Annotated in this window: 17 protein-coding genes; 12 read left to right on the forward strand and 5 right to left on the reverse strand. The window is 68.4% G+C overall.

Translation table 11 applies throughout. The features are described 5' to 3' along the window. Positions 1-27: 27 nt before the first annotated feature. The 6 genes from ACWGO6_RS18135 to ACWGO6_RS18160 all read left to right on the forward strand — a co-directional run bounded on the left by ACWGO6_RS18135 (position 28) and on the right by ACWGO6_RS18160 (position 7,943). Positions 28-1,692, forward strand: a complete 1,665-nt coding sequence (locus ACWGO6_RS18135; protein WP_136040535.1) for an ABC transporter substrate-binding protein — start codon at positions 28-30, stop codon at positions 1,690-1,692. Between the two features lie 163 nt (positions 1,693-1,855). Continuing rightward, positions 1,856-2,680: an ABC transporter ATP-binding protein gene (locus ACWGO6_RS18140; protein ID WP_136042089.1), complete on the forward strand. Its 825-nt coding sequence runs from the start codon at positions 1,856-1,858 to the stop codon at positions 2,678-2,680. Further along, positions 2,677-3,483: an ABC transporter ATP-binding protein gene (locus ACWGO6_RS18145; protein WP_452327556.1), complete on the forward strand. Its 807-nt coding sequence runs from the start codon at positions 2,677-2,679 to the stop codon at positions 3,481-3,483. The genes ACWGO6_RS18140 and ACWGO6_RS18145 overlap by 4 nt, the downstream gene beginning before the upstream one ends. Beyond that, a complete protein-coding gene (locus ACWGO6_RS18150) occupies positions 3,480-4,568 on the forward strand; it encodes an ABC transporter permease (RefSeq protein ID WP_452327557.1) in 1,089 nt (362 codons plus the stop codon). Before ACWGO6_RS18145 ends, ACWGO6_RS18150 begins: the two co-directional genes overlap by 4 nt. Position 4,569: 1 nt before the next feature. Continuing rightward, positions 4,570-5,697, forward strand: a complete 1,128-nt coding sequence (locus tag ACWGO6_RS18155) for an ABC transporter permease (protein ID WP_452327558.1) — start codon at positions 4,570-4,572, stop codon at positions 5,695-5,697. Beyond that, entirely contained in the window at positions 5,697-7,943 is a 2,247-nt protein-coding gene (locus tag ACWGO6_RS18160; RefSeq protein ID WP_452327559.1) for an exo-beta-d-1,3/1,6-glucosidase, read from the forward strand. The genes ACWGO6_RS18155 and ACWGO6_RS18160 overlap by 1 nt, the downstream gene beginning before the upstream one ends. 102 nt (positions 7,944-8,045) lie before the next feature. Here the strand turns inward: ACWGO6_RS18160 and soxR are convergent, their stop codons facing one another. Then, entirely contained in the window at positions 8,046-8,495 is a 450-nt protein-coding gene (gene soxR, locus ACWGO6_RS18165) for a redox-sensitive transcriptional activator SoxR (protein WP_136042094.1), read from the reverse strand. A 120-nt stretch (positions 8,496-8,615) separates the two neighbouring features. On the opposite strand from soxR, the gene fdxA reads away from it, so the two are divergent. The 4 genes from fdxA to ACWGO6_RS18185 are packed head-to-tail and all read left to right on the forward strand — an operon-like array spanning position 8,616 to position 11,455. Next, entirely contained in the window at positions 8,616-8,942 is a 327-nt protein-coding gene (gene fdxA / locus ACWGO6_RS18170; RefSeq protein WP_452327571.1) for a ferredoxin, read from the forward strand. Further along, a complete protein-coding gene (locus tag ACWGO6_RS18175) occupies positions 8,939-10,297 on the forward strand; it encodes an FAD-dependent oxidoreductase (protein ID WP_452327560.1) in 1,359 nt (452 codons plus the stop codon). Before fdxA ends, ACWGO6_RS18175 begins: the two co-directional genes overlap by 4 nt. Beyond that, a complete protein-coding gene (locus tag ACWGO6_RS18180) occupies positions 10,294-10,803 on the forward strand; it encodes a flavin reductase family protein (protein ID WP_452327561.1) in 510 nt (169 codons plus the stop codon). The genes ACWGO6_RS18175 and ACWGO6_RS18180 overlap by 4 nt, the downstream gene beginning before the upstream one ends. Positions 10,804-10,825: 22 nt before the next feature. Continuing rightward, positions 10,826-11,455, forward strand: a complete 630-nt coding sequence (locus ACWGO6_RS18185) for a superoxide dismutase (RefSeq protein WP_136040786.1) — start codon at positions 10,826-10,828, stop codon at positions 11,453-11,455. Between the two features lie 125 nt (positions 11,456-11,580). Here ACWGO6_RS18185 and ACWGO6_RS18190 read toward each other — a convergent pair whose 3' ends face one another. Together ACWGO6_RS18190 and ACWGO6_RS18195 are read right to left on the reverse strand one after the other, a co-directional pair. Then, a complete protein-coding gene (locus ACWGO6_RS18190) occupies positions 11,581-12,588 on the reverse strand; it encodes a LacI family DNA-binding transcriptional regulator (protein WP_136040787.1) in 1,008 nt (335 codons plus the stop codon). A gap of 87 nt (positions 12,589-12,675) precedes the next feature. Further along, positions 12,676-14,346, reverse strand: a complete 1,671-nt coding sequence (locus ACWGO6_RS18195) for a glycoside hydrolase family 13 protein (RefSeq protein ID WP_452327562.1) — start codon at positions 14,344-14,346, stop codon at positions 12,676-12,678. Positions 14,347-14,463: 117 nt separating this feature from the next. On the opposite strand from ACWGO6_RS18195, the gene ACWGO6_RS18200 reads away from it, so the two are divergent. After that, entirely contained in the window at positions 14,464-14,892 is a 429-nt protein-coding gene (locus tag ACWGO6_RS18200) for a DUF1761 domain-containing protein (protein ID WP_136040789.1), read from the forward strand. Positions 14,893-14,940: 48 nt separating this feature from the next. Here ACWGO6_RS18200 and ACWGO6_RS18205 read toward each other — a convergent pair whose 3' ends face one another. Both ACWGO6_RS18205 and ACWGO6_RS18210 read right to left on the reverse strand, forming a co-directional pair. Next, entirely contained in the window at positions 14,941-15,837 is an 897-nt protein-coding gene (locus ACWGO6_RS18205) for an SDR family oxidoreductase (protein ID WP_452327563.1), read from the reverse strand. A gap of 123 nt (positions 15,838-15,960) precedes the next feature. Beyond that, entirely contained in the window at positions 15,961-17,619 is a 1,659-nt protein-coding gene (locus tag ACWGO6_RS18210; RefSeq protein WP_452327564.1) for a beta-N-acetylhexosaminidase, read from the reverse strand. A 238-nt stretch (positions 17,620-17,857) separates the two neighbouring features. On the opposite strand from ACWGO6_RS18210, the gene ACWGO6_RS18215 reads away from it, so the two are divergent. Further along, a complete protein-coding gene (locus ACWGO6_RS18215; RefSeq protein ID WP_452327565.1) occupies positions 17,858-19,180 on the forward strand; it encodes an extracellular solute-binding protein in 1,323 nt (440 codons plus the stop codon). The last annotated feature ends 35 nt before the right edge of the window (positions 19,181-19,215 follow it).

The raw sequence follows: 19,215 nt of genomic DNA on the forward strand, positions 1-19,215 counted from the left end.
CACAACGACCGTGCCCAAGGAGAAGCAATGAAGCTCAGAAAGTCTCTGATCGCGGCGACCGCGATCACCGCCCTCGGTATCTCGGCCCTCGCCGGATGCTCCGCAGGAGGGAACGACGACTCCGGCAGTGCCGCCGGCGGTGCCGCCCTCACGATCGCGAAGCCGGACGGCGCGATCACCACCGAATCCAACAACCCGTACGTCGGCGACTCGTCCGCATCGAAGTACGGCTACGGCAAGGTGATCTTCGAGACCCTCGCCCTCGTCAACCAGACCGGCGACCGCGGAGTCACCCCGTGGCTCGCCGAGAGCCTCGAGTGGAACGACGACTACACGCAGCTCACGGTCGTCCCGCGCAAGGACGTCACCTGGAGCGACGGCGAGCCGTTCACGGCCGACGACATCGTCTACTCGTACGAGCTCGCCTCCACGCCCGCGCTCGACACGGCCGGTCTCCAGCTGGACAGCGCCGTGGTCGAGGGTGACAACGTCGTGCTGACCTTCGCCGCGTCGAAGTACGTCAACCTGGGCCGCGCCCTGCACGTGCCGATCGTCCCGAAGCACATCTGGGAGAACCTCGACGACCCGGCCACCGACCCCGTGAAGGGCGACGACCTGGTCGGCACCGGCCCCTACGTCCTGTCGAACTGGTCGACCGAGTCGGTCACCCTCGAGGCCCGCGACGACTACTGGGGCGGCGACCTCTCGGTGCCCGAGCTGCACTACGTCTCGTACGGTGACAACACCGCGCTGACCACCGCTCTCGCCAACGGCGACGCCGACTGGGCGCAGGCCTTCATCCCGCAGATCGAGGAGCAGTTCCTGTCGGTCGATCCCGAGCACAACAAGTTCTGGGCAGCTCCCACCACCGGCTCGGCGACGCTGTTCATGAACCTGCAGCAGAAGCCGTTCGACGACCCGGCCTTCCGTCAGGCACTCGCCTGGGTGATCGACCGCGACGCCTACGTCGACATCGCCCGAGAGGGTGCCAGCGAGGCCGTCTGGTCGGTGACCGGTCTGTCGTCGATCCTCGAAGACGAGATCCAGCCCGAGTTCAAGGACGTGGACTACTCGGTCGACGCCGAGAAGGCGCGCGATCTGCTGGAGACCGCGGGTTACACCTGGAAGGACGACGCGCTGATCGACCCCGACGGTGCACCCGTCTCGTTCACGCTCTCGGTCCCGTCGGGGTGGAGCGACTGGAACACCGCGCAGGAGCTCATCGCCGAAGACGTATCCGATGCCATCGGCGCCGAGGTCAAGATCGACATGCCCGACTGGGGCGGTTGGCAGGTTCCCCGCGATGAGGGCACCTTCTCGGCGATCATCCACTGGCTCGAGGACAGCGGCACGGCCTACGGCCTCTACACCTCGACCATGGACCCGCGCTGGATCTCGGACGGCAAGGCCGGCTTCAACTTCGGCCGGTTCGAAGACCCCGAGGCGACCGCCGCGCTGAACTCGTACGCCAACGCCTCATCGGATGAGGAGCGCACCGCGGCACTCGACACGCTGCAGACGATCTTCTCCGAGCAGGTGCCGGCGATCCCGCTGGGCGCACACCCGCTGCTGGGCGAGTTCAACACCCGCAACTACGTGGGCTGGCCGTCGGAGGAGGACCCGTACGCGTCCGCCGACCCGACGCAGCAGAACATCGTGCAGATCCTCACGAAGCTGAAGCCCGCCGAGTAGGACTTCGACAGGCTCAGCCACCCACGGCCGGACTTCGACAGGCTCAGCCACCCACGGCCGGACTTCGACAGGCTCAGCCACCCACGGCCGGACTTCGACAGGCTCAGCCACCCATCCGGGTCCCTGAGCCTGTCGAAGGGCCCGCCCCCACGAAGGACACCCCATGCCAGACCCCCTGCTCAGCGTGCGCGACTTCTCGGTCGTGTACGACGTCGATCCGCCCGTCGAGGCGGTGAAGAACGTGACCCTCGAACTGCAGCGCGGCGAGATCCTCGGTCTCGCCGGCGAGAGCGGATGCGGCAAGACCACGCTCGCCTACGGGGTGCAGCGCCTGCTGCGCGCCCCGGCCGTCATCACCAGCGGAAGCGTGACGTTCCACGATGCGACCGGCGTCGACATCGACATCAACGCGCTCGATGTGGATGCCATGCAGCGGTTCCGCTGGGACAAGGTGTCGATGGTGTTCCAGGGCGCGATGAACGCCCTCAACCCGGTCGCGACGATCGGCTCGCAGCTGGAGGACGTGTTCGAGATCCACCGCCCCGACATGAACCGCAAGCAGCGCCGGGCCGAGGCCGAGGAGCTGCTCGAGATCGTCAAGGTCGGACGCCAGCGCATCCGCTCCTTCCCGCACGAGCTCTCCGGCGGCATGCGCCAGCGCGTGATGATCGCGATGGCCCTCGCGCTGCGCCCGCAGCTGATGGTGATGGACGAGCCGACCACCGCGCTCGACGTGCTGGTGCAGCGGGAGATCCTCAAGCAGATCTCGCAGCTGCGGCACGAGTTCGGCTTCTCGGTGATCTTCATCACCCACGACCTTCCCCTCCTCCTGGAGATCAGCGACCGGATCGCGATCATGCGCGAGGGCGAGATCATCGAGCTCGAGACCGCCGAGCGCATCTGGACGCAGCCCGCGCACGAATACACGAAGACGCTGCTGTCGTCGTTCCCCCGACTCACCGGTGAGAGAGGAGTGCTGGTGCGATGACCACCCTCGAATTCCGGAACGTCACGAAGGCGTACAACGTCCGCGGCGCCGGGCAGATCAAGGCGCTCGACGAGGTGAGCTTCACCCTCACCTCCGGCCAGACGATCGGCCTGGTCGGCCAGTCCGGCAGCGGCAAGTCCACGATCGCGAAGATCCTCACCCAGCTCGAGACCCCGACCAGCGGCGAGGTGCTGCTCGACGGCACGCCGATCCCCCGTCGTGGCAAGGGGCTGCGGAAGTACCGGCAGCAGCTGCGCATGGTGTTCCAGGACCCGTTCGCCTCGCTCAACCCGTATCACTCGATCCGGTACCACCTGGAGCGCCCGATCCGTCTCGATGACGTCGTGCCGAAGAAGGAGACCGAGAACGAGGTGCGCCGGCTCCTCGACCGTGTGCGCCTGGATGCGGATGCCGTGATCGACCGCCGCCCCCACGAGCTCTCCGGCGGACAGCGACAGCGCGTCGCGATCGCCCGCGCGCTGGCATCCCGTCCGTCGCTTCTCGTCGCCGACGAGCCCGTCTCGATGCTCGACGTCTCGATCCGTCTCGGCGTGCTGAACCTGCTCGCCGACCTGCAGCGCGAAGAGGGACTCGGCGTGCTCTACATCACCCACGACCTGGCCACCGCCCGCCACTTCAGCGACGAGATCATGGTCCTCAACCAGGGGCGCGTCGTGGAGTACGGCACCGCCGACGACGTCATCCTCAACCCGCAGGATGCGTACACGCGAGAGCTGCGATCCGCCTCCCCCGACCCGGACAAGTTCTTCGCACAGGCCGCATCGAACGGAGGCGCACTGTGAGCACCGCGTTCCCCCAGCTGGACGACAACGACCTGGTCGCCCGCGACGCCCTCGAGGTCGGCACCACCGCGACCACGGCGCAGCGCGGGCAGCGGCGCGTGCCGTGGCGCTTCTTCGCCGGACGCGCGGGCTTCTATCTGTTCACCCTGTGGGCGGCCATCACGATCAACTTCTTCCTGCCGCGCCTCATGAAGGGCGACGCGGTCAGCTCCTACCTCGCCCGCAACCCCAACGTCAGCCCCGAGGCGGCCGACGCTCTGCGCATCCTGCTCGGCATCGACACCGACAAGTCGGTGTGGCAGCAGTACATCGAGTACTGGGCGATGCTGCTGCGCGGCGACCTCGGCATCTCCACGCTGCACGGCCTTCGGCCGGTCGCCGAGGTGCTCGCCGCCGCCCTGCCGTGGACCCTCGGCCTGGTGGGGATCGCGACGATCATCTCGTTCACGATCGGCACGGTCGCCGGCGCGATCGTCGGCTGGAAGCGCGGCAGCAGGCTCGACGCGATCATCCCCGTCACCACGTTCTTCAACACCATCCCGTACTTCTCGCTCGGGCTCATCGCGATCGCGATCTTCTCGTCGACGCTGAAGTGGTTCCCCTCCTCGCACGCCTACGACAAGGGCCAGTCGCCCGAGTGGAGCTTCGACTTCATCGTCCAGGTGATCATGCACGGCACGCTGCCGGCGCTGACCATCGTGGTCGCCTCGCTCGGCGGATGGGTGCTCGGCATGCGCAACATGATGCTGACCGTGCTCGACGACGACTACATCACGGTCGCGCAGGCGAAGGGCATGCCCAACAAACGGGTGCTGTGGGGATACGCCGCCCGCAACGCGGTGCTGCCGCAGATCCAGAGCTTCGCCCTGTCGATCGGCTTCATCGTCGGCGGCACGATCGTCATGGAGATGGTGTTCAGCTACCCGGGCGTGGGCAAGCTGCTGCTCGACGCGACCAACGCCAAGGACTTCGCCCTCATGCAGGGCGTGTTCCTCGTGATCACGCTGTCGGTGCTCGTGGCCAACATCCTCGCGGATGTCGTCTACGCCTACCTCGACCCGCGCACGCGCCAGATGGAGTCCTGAGATGACCGTTCCCACCACTGCAGCGAGCACCGCCCCCGACGGGTCGCCCGTCGTCTCGGGCATGCCCGAGACCGCGACCCTGCGCACCCCGCCGACCGGCGAGTCGCCGCGCAAGACCTTCTGGTCGCAACTCGGCCAGGCGTTCGCGATGTTCCGCAATCCCAAGTCGGTCGCGGGTCTCATCATCCTCGGGGTGTTCGTGCTCGTCGCGATCCTCGCCCCCTGGATCGCCCCGTACGGACCGACCCAGAAGGACCGCACCGCGCTGCGTCAGCCGCCCTCCTGGGAGCACTGGCTGGGCACGACCCACATGGGCGAGGACGTGCTGAGCCAGATCATCTACGGCACCCGCGGTGTGATCGTCGTCGGCTTCCTCGCCGCCTTCATCGCCACGATCATCGCGATCACGATCGGCGTGATCGCCGGTTACGTGCGCGGCTGGAAGAGCGAGTCGCTCTCGGCGCTGACCAACGTGTTCCTGGTGATCCCCGGCATCCCGCTGATCATCATCATCGCCTCGCAGTTCGAGAACCCGCCGCTGATCGTGATCGCCGCGGTGCTGGGCTTGACCGGATGGGCGTGGGGTGCGCGGGTGCTGCGCGCCCAGACGATGTCGCTGCGCAACCGCGACTTCATCCAGGCCGCACGCGCCAACGGCGAGCCGCTGCGCCGCATCATCACGGTCGAGATGCTGCCGAACCTGATGGCGCTCATCGCGTCGAGCTTCGTCGGCACGGTGACCGCGGCCATCCTCGGCCTGACGACGCTGGCCTTCATCGGCGTGATCCCGGTGAGCAACCTCAACTGGGGCACCATCCTGTTCTGGGCGCAGCAGAACGGGGCCTTCCCGCGGCTGTGGTGGTGGTACGTGCCCGCCGGGCTCTGCATCGCGATCATCGGCGTCGCCCTCTCGCTCATCAACTTCGGCATCGACGAGTACGTCAACCCGCGCCTGCGCTCGGCCGGCGAGCGTGCCAGGGCCATGAAGAAGAAGGGGCTGGACGTGAACGACGCCGTCACGGCCGTCCGCAGCGTGCCCCTGCCGCGAAAGAGCGCCGATCCCGTAACGTCGGCGACCTCGCCCGACACCTCCGACTCTCCGAAGACCTCGACCCAGAACACGAAGTGATGACCTCTCAGACCCTGACCACGGTTCTTCCCTACCAGGACCCCGCCTTCTCGATCCCGGAGCGCGTGGCCGATCTCCTCAGCCGCATGACGCTGGAGGAGAAGGTCGGGCAGATGCTGCAGCTCGACGCGCGCGACGACCTCGACGACCACATCGCCCGGCGGCACGCGGGATCGATCCTGCACACCTCGCCCGAGCGCATCCTGCAGGCGAACGAGCTGACGGCCGAGACCCGGCTCCGCATCCCGCTGCTCGTCGGCGAGGACTGCATCCACGGGCACTCGTTCTGGCCGGGAGCCACGATCTACCCGACGCAGCTGGGCATGGCCGCGTCGTGGGATGCCGAACTGCTCGAGCGCGTCGCCCGGGCGACCGCCGAAGAGGTCGCGGTGACCGGCATCCACTGGACGTTCTCGCCCGTGCTGTGCATCGCCCGCGACCTGCGCTGGGGCCGCATCAGCGAGACCTTCGGCGAGGACCCCTTCCTGATCGGCGAACTCGCCTCGGCCATGGTTCGCGGCTACCAGGGCGACGGCCTCGACGACCCGACCGCCATCCTCGCGACCGCCAAGCACTTCGCCGGGTACTCCGAGACCCAGGGCGGGCGCGATGCGAGCGAGGCCGACATCTCGCGCCGCAAGCTCATCTCCTGGTTCCTGCCGCCGTTCGAGCGCGTCGCCCGCGAGGGATGCCGCACGTTCATGCTCGGCTACCAGACCACTGACGGCGTGCCGATCACGACCAACGACTGGCTGCTCAGCGACGTGCTGCGCGGCGAGTGGGGGTACACCGGCACCCTCATCACCGACTGGGACAACGTCGGACGCATGGTGTGGGAGCAGCGGATCCAGCCCGACATCACGCACGCGGCCGCAGCGGCCGTGCGGGCGGGGAACGACATGATCATGACGACGCCCGCCTTCTACGAGGGGGCGCTGGATGCCGTGGCCCGCGGGATGCTCGCCGAGGATGCCTTCGACGCCGCAGCCGCCCGCATCCTGACGCTCAAGTTCGAGCTCGGACTCTTCGAGAACCCGCGGTTGCCGGGTGCCCAGCTCGACGCCGTGGTCGGCAGCGCCGCGCACGCGGAGCTGAACCTCGAGACGGCCCGACGCTCGATCGTGCTGCTCGAGAACGACGGGGTGCTGCCGCTCGACCCGACCGCCCCGTTGCGGGTGGCCGTCACCGGACCGCTCGCCGACGACGCGCAGACGCAGCTCGGCGACTGGGCCGGCGGCTCGGGGCAGGCCGGCTGGCTCGACGGACAGCCGCGCGAGATGATCACGACCGTTCTCGACGGCCTGCAGGCAGTCGAGGGGTGGAGTGTCACACACGCCCGTGGTGCCGACATCCTCACGCTGGAGGAAGACCCGAAGGGCGCCTTCTTCCCTGATCACCAGCCGCGTCCCCCGGTGGTGAAGGCCTGCGCGCCGGATGCCGCGCTGATCGCCGAGGCTGTGGCGGCGGCATCCGCCTCCGATGTCGTGGTCGCCGTGGTCGGTGACCGGATCGAGCTCGTCGGAGAGGGCCGCTCGACCGCGACGCTCGAGCTCATCGGCGGGCAGAACGCCCTGATCGACGCGCTCATCGCGACCGGGAAGCCCGTCGTGATCGTGCTGCTCGCCTCGAAGCCGCTCGTGCTCCCGGCATCCGCGTCGAAGGCCGCCGCCGTGATCTGGGCGGCGAACCCGGGGATGCAGGGTGGCCGTGCGCTCGCCGAGATCATCTCGGGCGCGGTCGAGCCCTCCGGTCGGCTGCCGATCTCGTTCGCCCGGCACGTGGGCCAGCAGCCGACGTATTACAACCAGATCCGCGGACAGCACGGCGACCGGTACGCCGACCTCACGCAGTCGCCGGCCTGGGCGTTCGGTGAGGGCCTGTCGTACACGACGGTGGAGTACTCCGACCTGGAGTTGGAAGCGACCTCGCTGGGGGAGTCCGACACGATCGTCGGGCACGTCACGGTGGCGAACACGGGCTCACGGCCGGTGCGCGAGACGGTGCAGGTGTACGTGCGCGATTCGGTGACGAGCGTGAGCTGGACCGACAAGGAGCTCAAGGCCTACCGCCAGGTCGACATCGCTCCCGGGGAGTCCGCGCGCGTGCGCGTGGAGCTGCCGGTCGCCGACTGCACGATCGTGGATGCCGCCGGAAAGCGTCTGGTCGAGGCCGGCGCGTTCGAGCTGCTGGTCGGCCCGAGCTCCCGCGACGACGCGCTCCTCTCCGCTGACTTCGAGGTCGCCTGACCCACGCCGAGACCCCCGGTTCCCGCCGAGACCCCGTGCTGCAGCCGCAGCTGCGAGGGGGTCTCGACGGGAGGGCGGGGTCTCGGCGTCGCGCACCGCGCGTCAGTCCTGCAGGCGCTGCGGGCCGACGCCCTGAGTGCCGAGGGCGTCATCGGGGTTCAGCAGTCCGCACGCCTTCATCGACAGGCAGCCGCAGCCGATGCATCCGGTGAGTTCGCGCTCGAGACGCTCGATCCCTTCGCGCCGCTTCTCGAGCTCGCGCTTCCAGCGTCGTGACGCCTTCTGCCAGTCGGCGTGACTCGGTGTCTCGGTCAGTGGCACGTCGGCGAACGCCGTCTGCACGTCGGACAGCGGGATGCCGAGGCGCTTGGCGACCGTGATGAGCGAAACCCGCCGCAGCATGTGGCGGGCGTAGCGGCGCTGATTGCCGGGCGTGCGGGTGGAGGCGATGAGGCCCAGCGTCTCGTAGAAGTGCAGGGCGGAGGCGGCGACACCGGTGCGACGGGTCATCTCGCCGATCGTCAGCGGCTCGTCGGGTGCGTGCGTGCTCATCCGGTTGCCTCTCCCTCGATTTGACCTCAAGTGTACTTGAGGTCTTACGGTTGTCGAGTGGCCCCGACGTGGGCCGATCGACCCGAACGAGGACAGCGTGACCCGAACGAAGACCCCGCGATGACCTATGTGATCGCCCTGCCGTGCGTCGATGTGAAGGACAAGGCCTGCATCGACGAGTGCCCCGTCGACTGCATCTACGAGGGTGAACGGTCGCTGTACATCCACCCCGACGAGTGCGTGGACTGCGGTGCCTGCGAACCGGTGTGCCCGGTCGAGGCCATCTACTACGAAGACGATCTGCCCGACGAGTGGCAGGACTACTACAAGGCCAACGTCGAATTCTTCGATGAGCTCGGCTCGCCCGGCGGCGCCGCCAAGACGGGGATGCTGCCCTTCGATCACCCGATCATCGCCGCGCTCGCACCCCAGGGGGAACACGCATGACCGTCTCCGAACCGCGCATCGCCATCGTCGGAGCAGGGCCGGCCGGAATCTACGCCGCCGACATCCTCCTCGGGCTCGCCCCGACCGCGTCGATCGATCTGTTCGAGAAGCTTCCGGCTCCCTACGGGCTGGTCCGTTACGGCGTCGCCCCGGACCATCCGCGCATCCGCAAGATCACCGATGCCCTGCACGACGTGCTCGTGAACCCGCGCATCCGGCTGCTGTGCAACGTCGAGATCGGCGTCGACGTCGGGATCGACGCACTGCGTGCGGCTTATGACGGTGTGATCGTGGCGACCGGCGCCGACCTCGACGTCGCACTCGACATCCCGGGCATCGATCTGCCGGGCTCGTTCGGCGCGGCCGCGTTCGTCGCCTGGTACGACGGGCATCCCGATGTCGCGCGCACCTGGCCGCTCGAGGCCGAGTCGGTCGCGGTGCTCGGTGCGGGCAACGTCGCCCTCGACGTCACGCGGATCCTCGCGAAGCACGCCTCCGCACTGACGCACACCGACACCCCGGATGCCGTGCTCGACCAGCTCACCGCCAGCCCGTTGCGCGACGTGCACCTGTTCGCCCGGCGCGGCCCCGCTGATGTGCGCTTCTCGGCGATGGAGCTGCGTGAGCTCGCCGAACAGGACGACGTCGACGTGATCGTCGACCCGGAGGAGCTCGCCCTGGATGAGCACGCCGAGCGGATGGTGGCGCAGTTCTCGCAGCGCCGCATCATCGTGCGCACCATGACCGAGTGGGCCGCGCGCGACCCCGCCACGCGCACGGCCTCGCGGCGCATCCACCTGCACCTGCGGCAGCGCCCCGTGCGCCTGCTGGGCACGGACCGCGTGACCGGCATCGAGATGGAGCGCACCGCATCCGACGAACTGGGCCGGATGGTCGGCACCGGCGAGCTGCTGCGCTACGACGTCGGAGCGGTCTACCGGGCGGTGGGCTACCGCTCGACCCCGGTTCCCGGCATGCCGTTCGACGCAGAGCTCGGAGTGGTCCCGCACGCCGAAGGACGGGTCGTGGATGCGGCGGGCACACCGATCCCGCGACTGTACGCGACCGGATGGATCAAGCGCGGTCCGGTCGGGCTCATCGGCTCGACCAAGTCGGATGCCGCGCAGACCGTTCGGCACCTCGTCGACGATCTCGCCGACGCCGAGCCGGCCGCACCCGGCGAGGACCCGCTCGCCCACGTGGACCACGCCGTCGACCTCGCCGGCTGGCTTCGCATCGACGCCGCCGAACGTGGGGCCGGAGCGGAACGCGGACGGGAGCGCACCAAGATCGTCGAACGCGCGGAGATGCTCGTGCACGCGAAACAGGAACAGATGACGGAGGCCGGCCGATGACCGCGATACCAGTACCCACCCCGGTCGGCGAAGGACTCAAGACCGCCTTCCGCACGCACCCCGCCGGTGTCGCGATCATCACGGCATCCACCCCCGCGGGCCCGGTCGGGCTCACCGCTTCGAGCGTCGCCTCCGTCGCAGTCGACCCGGCGGCGATCGTGTTCTCGGTCACTCGGGCGACCGGCTCCGCGGGCGCGATCCTCGGCGCCGACACCTTCGTCGTCCACCTCATCGACGACGAGCATTCCGATCTCGCGCAGAGCTTCGCGGTCAGCGGCTCCGAGCGGTTCACCCCCGAGCAGGGATGGTCGGCCCTGGAGACGGGCGAGCCGCACCTCGCTTCGGCGCGGGCAGCCCTGCGCTGCCGCACCCTGCAGACCGTGGCCGTCGGGTCGTCGACGGTCGTGATCGCCGAGGTCCTCGAGGTGCTGGAGGGGCCGCAGGGGCGTCCGCTCGTGTACCTCGACCGCCGCTTCCACGCCCTCCCGCACGACACCCACCACTGACCCTCATCGAAAGGAAGACGCAATGTCCACTCTCTACACACTCCCCGAGCTGCCCTACGACTACTCGGCCCTCGAGCCGCACATCTCCGGCAAGATCATGGAGCTGCACCACTCCAAGCACCACCAGGCGTACGTGACGGGTGCGAACACGGCACTCGAGCAGCTGGCGACCGCCCGCAGCGCGGGTGACCTCGCCAACGTGAACAAGCTCGAGAAGGACCTCGCCTTCAACCTCGGCGGCCACATCAACCACTCGGTGTTCTGGCAGAACCTCTCGCCCGAGGGTGGCGGCGCTCCCGAGGGTGAGCTCGAGGCCGCGCTCGTCGACGCGTTCGGATCGATCGAAGCCTTCCGCGCGCACTTCACCGCGACCGCACTCGGTGTGCAGGGGTCAGGCTGGGCCGTGCTCGCCTGGGACAGCGTGGGCGCTCGTCCCGTGATCTTCCAGCTGTTCGACCAGCAGGGCAACGCGCCGCTCGGTGTCACCCCGCTGCTGCAGCTCGACGTCTGGGAGCACGCCTACTACCTCGACTACCTCAACGTGCGCGCCGACTACGTCAAGGCGTTCTGGAACCTCGTGAACTGGCCCGACGTGCAGCGCCGCTTCGAGGCCGCCCGCACCGCGACCGCGGGTCTGATCGTCGCGGGCTGAGCCTCCCGTACTCTGCTCGACCCGGCCTCATTGGTGCGACCCGGCCCGTTCCGGACGTCCGCAGGGGGCCGGGTCGCACATAACGGGCCGGGTCGAGTTCGGTGGGTCGAGTTCGATGGGTCGAGCTAGATCAGGCGCGCGGTCGTCCCGCGCACGTTCAGCTCGTACGGCAGCGCCGACGGGATGTGCACCTCGTCGGGCGTGGTGAGCTTCGCCAGCACGGCATCCGCCGCGCGCTCGCCCTGTCCGAGCGGGAACTGGTCGACCGTGGTCAGGCGGAAGAACTCCCCGAGCTCGTGCCCGTCGATGCCGACGATCGACAGCTCCTCGGGCACGCTGAAGCCCAGGTCGCGCGCGGCGAGCAGGGCTCCGATCGCCATCTCGTCCGATGCCGCGAACACCGCGGTCGGTCGTGGACCCGGTCGTCCGAGCAGCTGTTTCGCCGCGCGATAACCGCCTTCGACCGTGAAGTCGGCCGGCTCGAGGAAGGCGTGGTTGAGGGGGATCCCGGCCTCCGCCAGGGCCTTCTCGAACCCGAGGCGGCGGTTGGTGGGGATGTGGAAGTCGATGTCGAACTCGGGGTTCGCGCCGATGTGGGCGATGTCGGTGTGGCCGAGGCCGATCAGGTGCTCGGTGGCGAGCTGGGCGACCGCGACGTCGTCGACCGTGAGGGTGTCGAGCTTCGGGTTCGGGCCGCCGATCGCGATCACCGGCAGGCCGAGGTCGAGCAGGTGCTGCGTCTCGTCGGCGTCGAGTTCGATCGACACGGCGATGACGGCATCCACGCGCTGCCGCCGCAGGAACGTGTCGAACACGTGCCGGCGCACGTCCTTGTCGGCGGTGATGTTGTAGAGCGTGATGTCGTAGCCGGCGCGCATCAGCGCGGCCGAGACACCGGAGAGCACCGTGCTGAAGAACCACCGGTCCAAGAACGGGACGACGACCCCGATGTTGCGGGTGCGCCCCGACGCGAGGCTCGACGCGCGGGAGGAGACGACGTAGCCGAGCGACTGCGCCGCGGCCTGCACCCGCTCCCTGGCGGACTCGGACACGTGGCCGCGACCGCTGAGGGCGCGCGAGACGGTCGCGGTGGAGACCCCGGCGAGGCGGGCGACCTCATCGATGCTGGCCATGTGTTCCTCTTCGAAAAGTGTTCCGGTCGCGATTTCTGTCGCTTCACGCGGGTGTGAGCGGCAGAAATCGCGACCGGAAGGGGCTTGTCAGACCTGGGCGGCGGTGGTGTACCAGACGGCGGTGTCGACCGGGATGGCCGCTCCGTCGAAGGGCTGGCTCTGCAGGATGACCGTCGCGTCGGCGGGCAGCTCGATCGGCTCGGTGCCGAGGTTCGCGACCACGTGCACATCACCGCGACGGAAGGCCACCGTCTCGGCCCCGGCGTCTTCCCAGATCAGCGAGCCGCTGCCGAAGCCGTGCTCACGGCGGGCGGCGAGCAGTCGCTTGTACAGCGCGAGCGTCGAGCCGGGGTCGACCTCTTCGACGTCGCGGGCGTACGTCGCCCACTCGGTCGGCTGCGGGAGCCAGGACTTTCCGGTCTCGTTGAAGCCGAAGGCCGGAGCCTCGGCCTCCCAGGGCAGCGGCACGCGGCATCCGTCGCGACCGTAGCGCTTGCCCTCGGTGCGGAACCAGGTCGGGTCCTGACGGAACTCGTCGGGGATCTCCATCGCCTCGGGGAGCCCGAGCTCCTCGCCCTGGTACAGGTAGGCCGATCCCGGCAGCGCGAGCATGAGGGTGGTCGCCGCGCGGGCACGGGCCAGTCCGATGACGATGTCGGGCTTGTTCGGGGTGTTCGGTCCGATGCCCTCGCCCTGGGGGTTGTCGGCCGTGAGCGCGAGGCGCGAGGCGTGCCGCACCACGTCGTGGTTCGAGAGCACCCAGGTGCTGGGCGCTCCGACGCCGCCGAACTCGTCGAGCGACTCGCGGATGACGTCACCCAGTCGCTGTGCGTCCCACGGCGTCATCAGGTACGGGAAGTTGAAGGTCTGGTGCATCTCGTCCGGACGCACCCACAGAGCCGTCTGCTTGAGGGTCGGCATCCAGGCCTCGCCGCACAGGGCGCGGTCGCCGTCGTACTCGGCGAGCACCTTGTGCCAGTCGCGGTAGATCTCGTGCACGCCGTCCTGGCCCCAGTACGGCACGTTCGATTCGCCGCCGCCCATGGAGTCGGCGTCGGTCGGCGGGGTGTAGTCGGGGAGGCCCTCGGTCTTGATCATGCCGTGGGCGACGTCCACCCGGAAGCCGTCGACACCGCGATCGAGCCAGAAGCGCAGGATCGAGCGGAACTCCTCCTGCACCTCTTCGTTGTTCCAGTCGAAGTCGGGCTGCGTGGCATCGAAGATGTGCAGGTACCACTGGCCGGGGGTGCCGTCGGCCTCGGTCACGCGCTGCCACATGCCGCCGCCGAACACCGACTCCCAGTTGTTCGGGGGGAGCTCGCCGTTCTCGCCGCGGCCGTCGCGGAAGATGTACCGCGCGCGCTCCGGGCTGCCCGGTGCTGCCTTGAGGGCTTCCTGGAACCACACGTGCTGGTCGGACGAGTGGTTCGGGACCAGGTCGACGATCACGCGGATGTCCCGCTCGTGTGCCTGAGCGAGCATCTCGTCGAAGTCGGCGAGCGTGCCGAACAGCGGGTCGACGTCGCGGTAGTCCGCCACGTCGTAGCCGGCGTCGCGCTGCGGGCTGGTCATGAAGGGGCTGAGCCAGATCGCGTCGACGCCGAGTTCCTGCAGCGCGTCGAGTCGGCTGGTGATGCCCGGGAGGTCGCCGATGCCGTCGCCGGAGGCGTCCGCGAAGGATCGGGGGTAGATCTGGTAGATGACGGCGCTGCGCCACCACTCGGAACCGGGGGCTGCGATCTGCTCAAGCTGTGCCATGCGAACAGGCTACTGCAAACGCTTACAGTCTTGCCAGAGCGGGCATCGAATCGGTTCGATCCCGGGAGGGCGTCCATCGGGGGAGTAGCCTGACGGCATCCGATGAGTGGAGGAATCATGGTTCCCGAGATCAACTACTGGGCGGTGCTGCTGGCCACCGCGTCGAGCATGCTCGTCGGCTCGATCTGGTACGCCCCGAAGGTGTTCGGCACGCGGTGGTCGAAGCTCGCGAACGTCGACATGGATCGTCCGGCGGCCACGGCGATGTGGCCGATCATCACCACCGTCATCGTGAGCTTCATCACGGCATGGGTGCTCGCCGGGGCATCCGCCATCGCCTGGCACTTCTACGGCGGCCCGTTCTTCTGGGGCACGATCGTCACGGCGGTCACGCTGTGGGCGGGGTTCACCGCCGCGCGCTTCATCACGCATGACGCTTTCGAGGGCCGCTCGACGAGGCTGACCACGCTGAACATCGCGCACGAACTGGTCACGGTCGTGGTGATGGCCGTGCTGATCGGCGTCTGGCCGCCGGCGCTGGGCTAGGGCCCGTACGGGGTCGTCGGCGGGGAGCCCGTCGACGACCCCGTCTGCTCACGGCGTGGGCATGCCGCCGTTGACGTTCAGCGTCTCACCGGCCACGTAGCTCGACTCGGCCGACGCCAGGAAGACGTAGGCGGGGGCGAGTTCGGCGGGCTGTCCCATCCGGCCGAGCGGGGTGTCTTCGCCGAAGCTCTCGAGCTTCTCCTGCGGCTGTCCGTCGCTGGGCTGCAGGGGCGTCCAGATCGGACCGGGCGCCACGGCGTTCACGCGGATGCCCTTCGGGGCGAGCTGCTCGGCCAGTCCCTTCGTGAAGGCGTTGATGGTCGCTTTGGTCGAGGCGTAGTCGACGAGGATGCCGGAGGGCGAGTACGCCTGGATCGACGTGGTGTTGATGATCGTCGAGCCGGCGGGCAGGTGCGGCAGCGCCGCCTTCGTGATCCAGAACATCGCGTACACGTTGGTCTTGAACGTGTCGTCGAACTGCTCGTCCGTGATATCGATCAGGGACTCCTGATACACCTGCTTCCCGCCGTTGTTGACGAGGATGTCGAGCCCGCCGAGCGAGGCCACCGCGTCGGCGACGAGGGTCCGGCAGTACTCGGGGTCGCGGAGGTCTCCCGGCAGAGCGGCGACCTTCACGCCGGCGTCGCGCAGGATGCCGGCGATGCGGCTCGCATCCTTCTCCTCCTCGGGCAGGTACGAGATCGCGACGTCGGCACCCTCTCGGGCGAACGCGATCGCGGTGGCCGCGCCGATGCCGGAGTCGCCGCCGGTGATCAGAGCCTTGCGTCCGGTCAGGCGTCCGGTGCCGCGGTAGCTCTCCTCGCCGAGGTCGGCTTTCGGCGCCAGGTCGGCGTCGAGACCGGGCTCCGGCATGTGCTGCTTCTCGGGTTCGATGTCCGCATAGAGCTCGGCGGGGTTGGTGAAGGTGTACTGGTCGCGGGGCATGAGGCGTCCTTTCGACAGTGGCTGCGGATGGGGCCATCGTGCGCGCGGTCAGGGGGCGCAGGCAAAACCCTTGTCAGCCTCCGCCCCCTTTGATACGGGTGAGCAGCTCGGCGTCGCTCGACGTCAGCCGATGTTCGCCGTGATGGCCGCGAGGTGGGCGGCGGACTCCTCGACCGACGACGGGCGCCCCTCGACGCCGGGTCGCTGCTGCCACGGGCGCGGGCCGTCCGGATGCCGGTACTCCACGCCCGCCGCATCCAGTCGGGCGAGATGCTCGATGAGCCGCGGCTCGAATTCATCGAAGTCGCGTTCGCCGTCGGTCCACAGCGCCTCGGCGACAGCGCAGAGCCGCGGGAAGGCCCGATAGTCGAGACCGCGTGCCGAGTCGATGTGCTCGGTCCACAGGTTCGCCTGGCCGCCGAGCACGTGACGGGCTTCTGCGGCATCGAGCTCTGCGGGCACCGGATCGAACGAGTAGACGGTCTCGAGCGTGGTCACCGTGCCCACCGGGATCGGCTCCGTCGGCAGCGCCGATTCGCGGTAATCCAGGTACACCGTGTCTTCGGGGCATGCCACGACATCGTGCCCGGCGCGCGCAGCCGCCAGTGCGCCGACCCGCCCCCGCCACGACAGCACGCTCGCTCCGGGAACGAGGCCGCCCTCGAGGATCTCGTCCCATCCCAGCGGTTTCTTCCCCCGAAAGCGCAGGTGCTCTGCGATCCGGCCGATGAACCAGCTCTGCAGCTGCTCCTCGTCGTGCAGGCCGAGCTCCCGCATCCGCTCCTGCGTGCGCGGGTCTTCGCGCCACTGCACCTTCGGGCACTCGTCGCCTCCGATGCAGACGTACTCCGAGGGGAACAGATCGATGACCTCGTCGAGCACGTTCGTGAGGAAGTCGATCGTCGTCTCCTCCGCGTTGAAGATGGCGGGGTTGATGCCCCACTTCGTCCACGGCGCGGCCGGCGCGTTCTGCCCGACGCCCAGGTGCGGATAGGCGGCGACCGCGGCCTGCGCGTGCCCCGGCAGCTCGATCTCCGGAATCACGGTCACCCCGCGATCCGCCGCGTAGGAGACGATCTCGCGGATGTCGTCCTGCGTGTAGAACCCGCCGTGCGGCCGACCGTCGCCGGGAGAGCCGTGGGTGGCGCCGACCTGGCTCTCCGGGCGCCAGCCGCCGATCTCGGTCAGCAGGGGGTAGCGGTCGATCGCGATGCGCCAGCCCTGGTCGTCGGTCAGGTGCAGGTGCAGCGTGTTGAGACGGTGCATGGCGAGCAGGTCGATGAAGCGCCGCACCTCGCGGGCCGGAGTGAAGTGGCGGACGACATCGAGCATGGCCCCACGCCAACCGAATCTCGGTGCGTCGCGCACGTGCGTCGCCGGCGCCGCCCAGCGCATGCCGCGTGCGGGGGAGTGTCGATGGATCGCCGGCGGGAAAAGTTGCAGCAGGGTCTGCATGGCCCAGTGACCCCCGCGTGCCTCGGATGCGGAGACGCGCACGGTCGCCGGGGTGACCTGCAGATCGAATGCCTCCGGCTCGAGCTCCGTGTCGAGGTCGAACCGGATTCCCCGGCCCTGGTCGCGCGAGCCGTCGTCGTCGACCGTGAGCGGCAGGACGAGGCCGGTCGCGGCGCGCAGCCGTTCCTGCAGACGCAGCGCCGGCTGCAGCAGCGCGGGATGCGTCGACACCGTCGTCTGGGACGTGAGTTCGAACTCCCCCTCCGTCGAATTCCGGCTCTGAGCTCGGGGAAGGAGAGTCGGCGAGGGCATGTGTGCTGAATGCATGGGAGGCAATCCTGAATTCGTTGGTTTCATGGCCTAATAGTTAGTAAATAAAGTGACCTAATTGCAGAACGCTAATCACGGTCGATTTGGAAACAACACCGTCATCGCGCAGAAATATAACAGTTCCACGTCTCGCAAGGAAATGATTGACAAGGGATATGAAACAGAGGTGTACTAACGTTCACCGCCACACACATCGACGTGTCAATTGCGGTTCCCATTCACCAAGGAGAGTTCTGTGGCAATCAAGAAGTTGACAGCGATCGGCGCACTCGGCGTCGTGACCGCTCTCGCGCTCAGCGCATGTTCCGGTTCCGCCGGTGCCGGTCAAGGAGCCGCACCCACCGACGGCAAGGTCCCCGAGGTCGACGGCAAGGGACAGAAGCTCACCGTCTGGGTCATGGACGGCGACTACACCCCCGAGACCCTCGACGCGATCAACGCGAAGTTCACCGAGGTCACCGGGGCCGAGGTGAATCTCCAGGTGCAGACCTGGGACGGGATCACCACGAAGATCACGACCGCGCTCGCCACCGACACGCCTCCGGACGTTCTCGACGTGGGCAACACGCAGGTCGCGAGCTACGGCGCCAACGGTGGTCTGCTCGACCTCACCCCCTACAAGGACGACCTCGCTCAGGGGCAGACGTGGCTCGATGGACTCGTCGACCCTGCGACGATCAGCGGCAGCCTGTACGGCGTTCCCGGCTTCGCGGGCGCTCGTGCCGTCATCTACAACAAGACCATGTGGGCCGAAGCCGGCGTGACCGAGGCGCCGACCACCTACGAGGAGTTCACCGCGGCGCTCGACAAGGTCAAGGCCGCCAACGCCCAGACCCCGGACTTCTCTGCGTTCTACCTGCCGGGGCAGTACTGGTACGCGGGACTGCAGTTCGTCTGGGACGCGGGCGGCGACATCGCCAGCGAGAAGGACGGCGAGTGGACCTCGGGGTTCAGCACCGACGAGTCCCTCGAAGGGCTCGAGGCGTTCCAGTCCTTCCAGAACGAGTACTCCTCCGCAGCGTCCTCGACGCTCGACACCCTGGAGCCGAACCAGAGCCAGATCTTCGCCGACGGCAAGACCTCCGCGATCCTCAACACCAACACCGGCGCCATCCTCAAGATCGACCCGGAGCTCGAAGACGACCTCGGCACGTTCCCCTTCCCCGGACTCTCCGGTGAGGCGCAGCCCGTCATGCTCGGCGGCTCGGACTGGGCGATCCCGGTGAAGTCGAAGAACAGCGATCTCGCGCTGAACTGGGTCAAGATCGCCGCCAGCCCCGAGATCCAGCAGGATTACGTGTTCGGGGTCGACGGCTGGATCCCCAACAGCACCGAGGGCATCGAGTTCGCCCAGGAATCCCTGGACGACGTGAAGGTCAGCTTCTTCACCGCCGCGCTCAGCTCGAAGGCCACGCCGGCGAACGCCAACTGGACGACGATCGAGAGCAACAAGGACGTCAACGGCCTGTTCTCGTCGATCGCCTCCGGCTCGAAGTCCGTCGAGGACGCCGCCGCCGACTTCGACGCCGCCGCCGACAAGGCGCTCAACACGAAGTAGCGCGGCCGGTGCCGTGCGATCGCCCCCGATCGGTC

Source organism: Microbacterium sp. NPDC055665 (assembly GCF_053618035.1).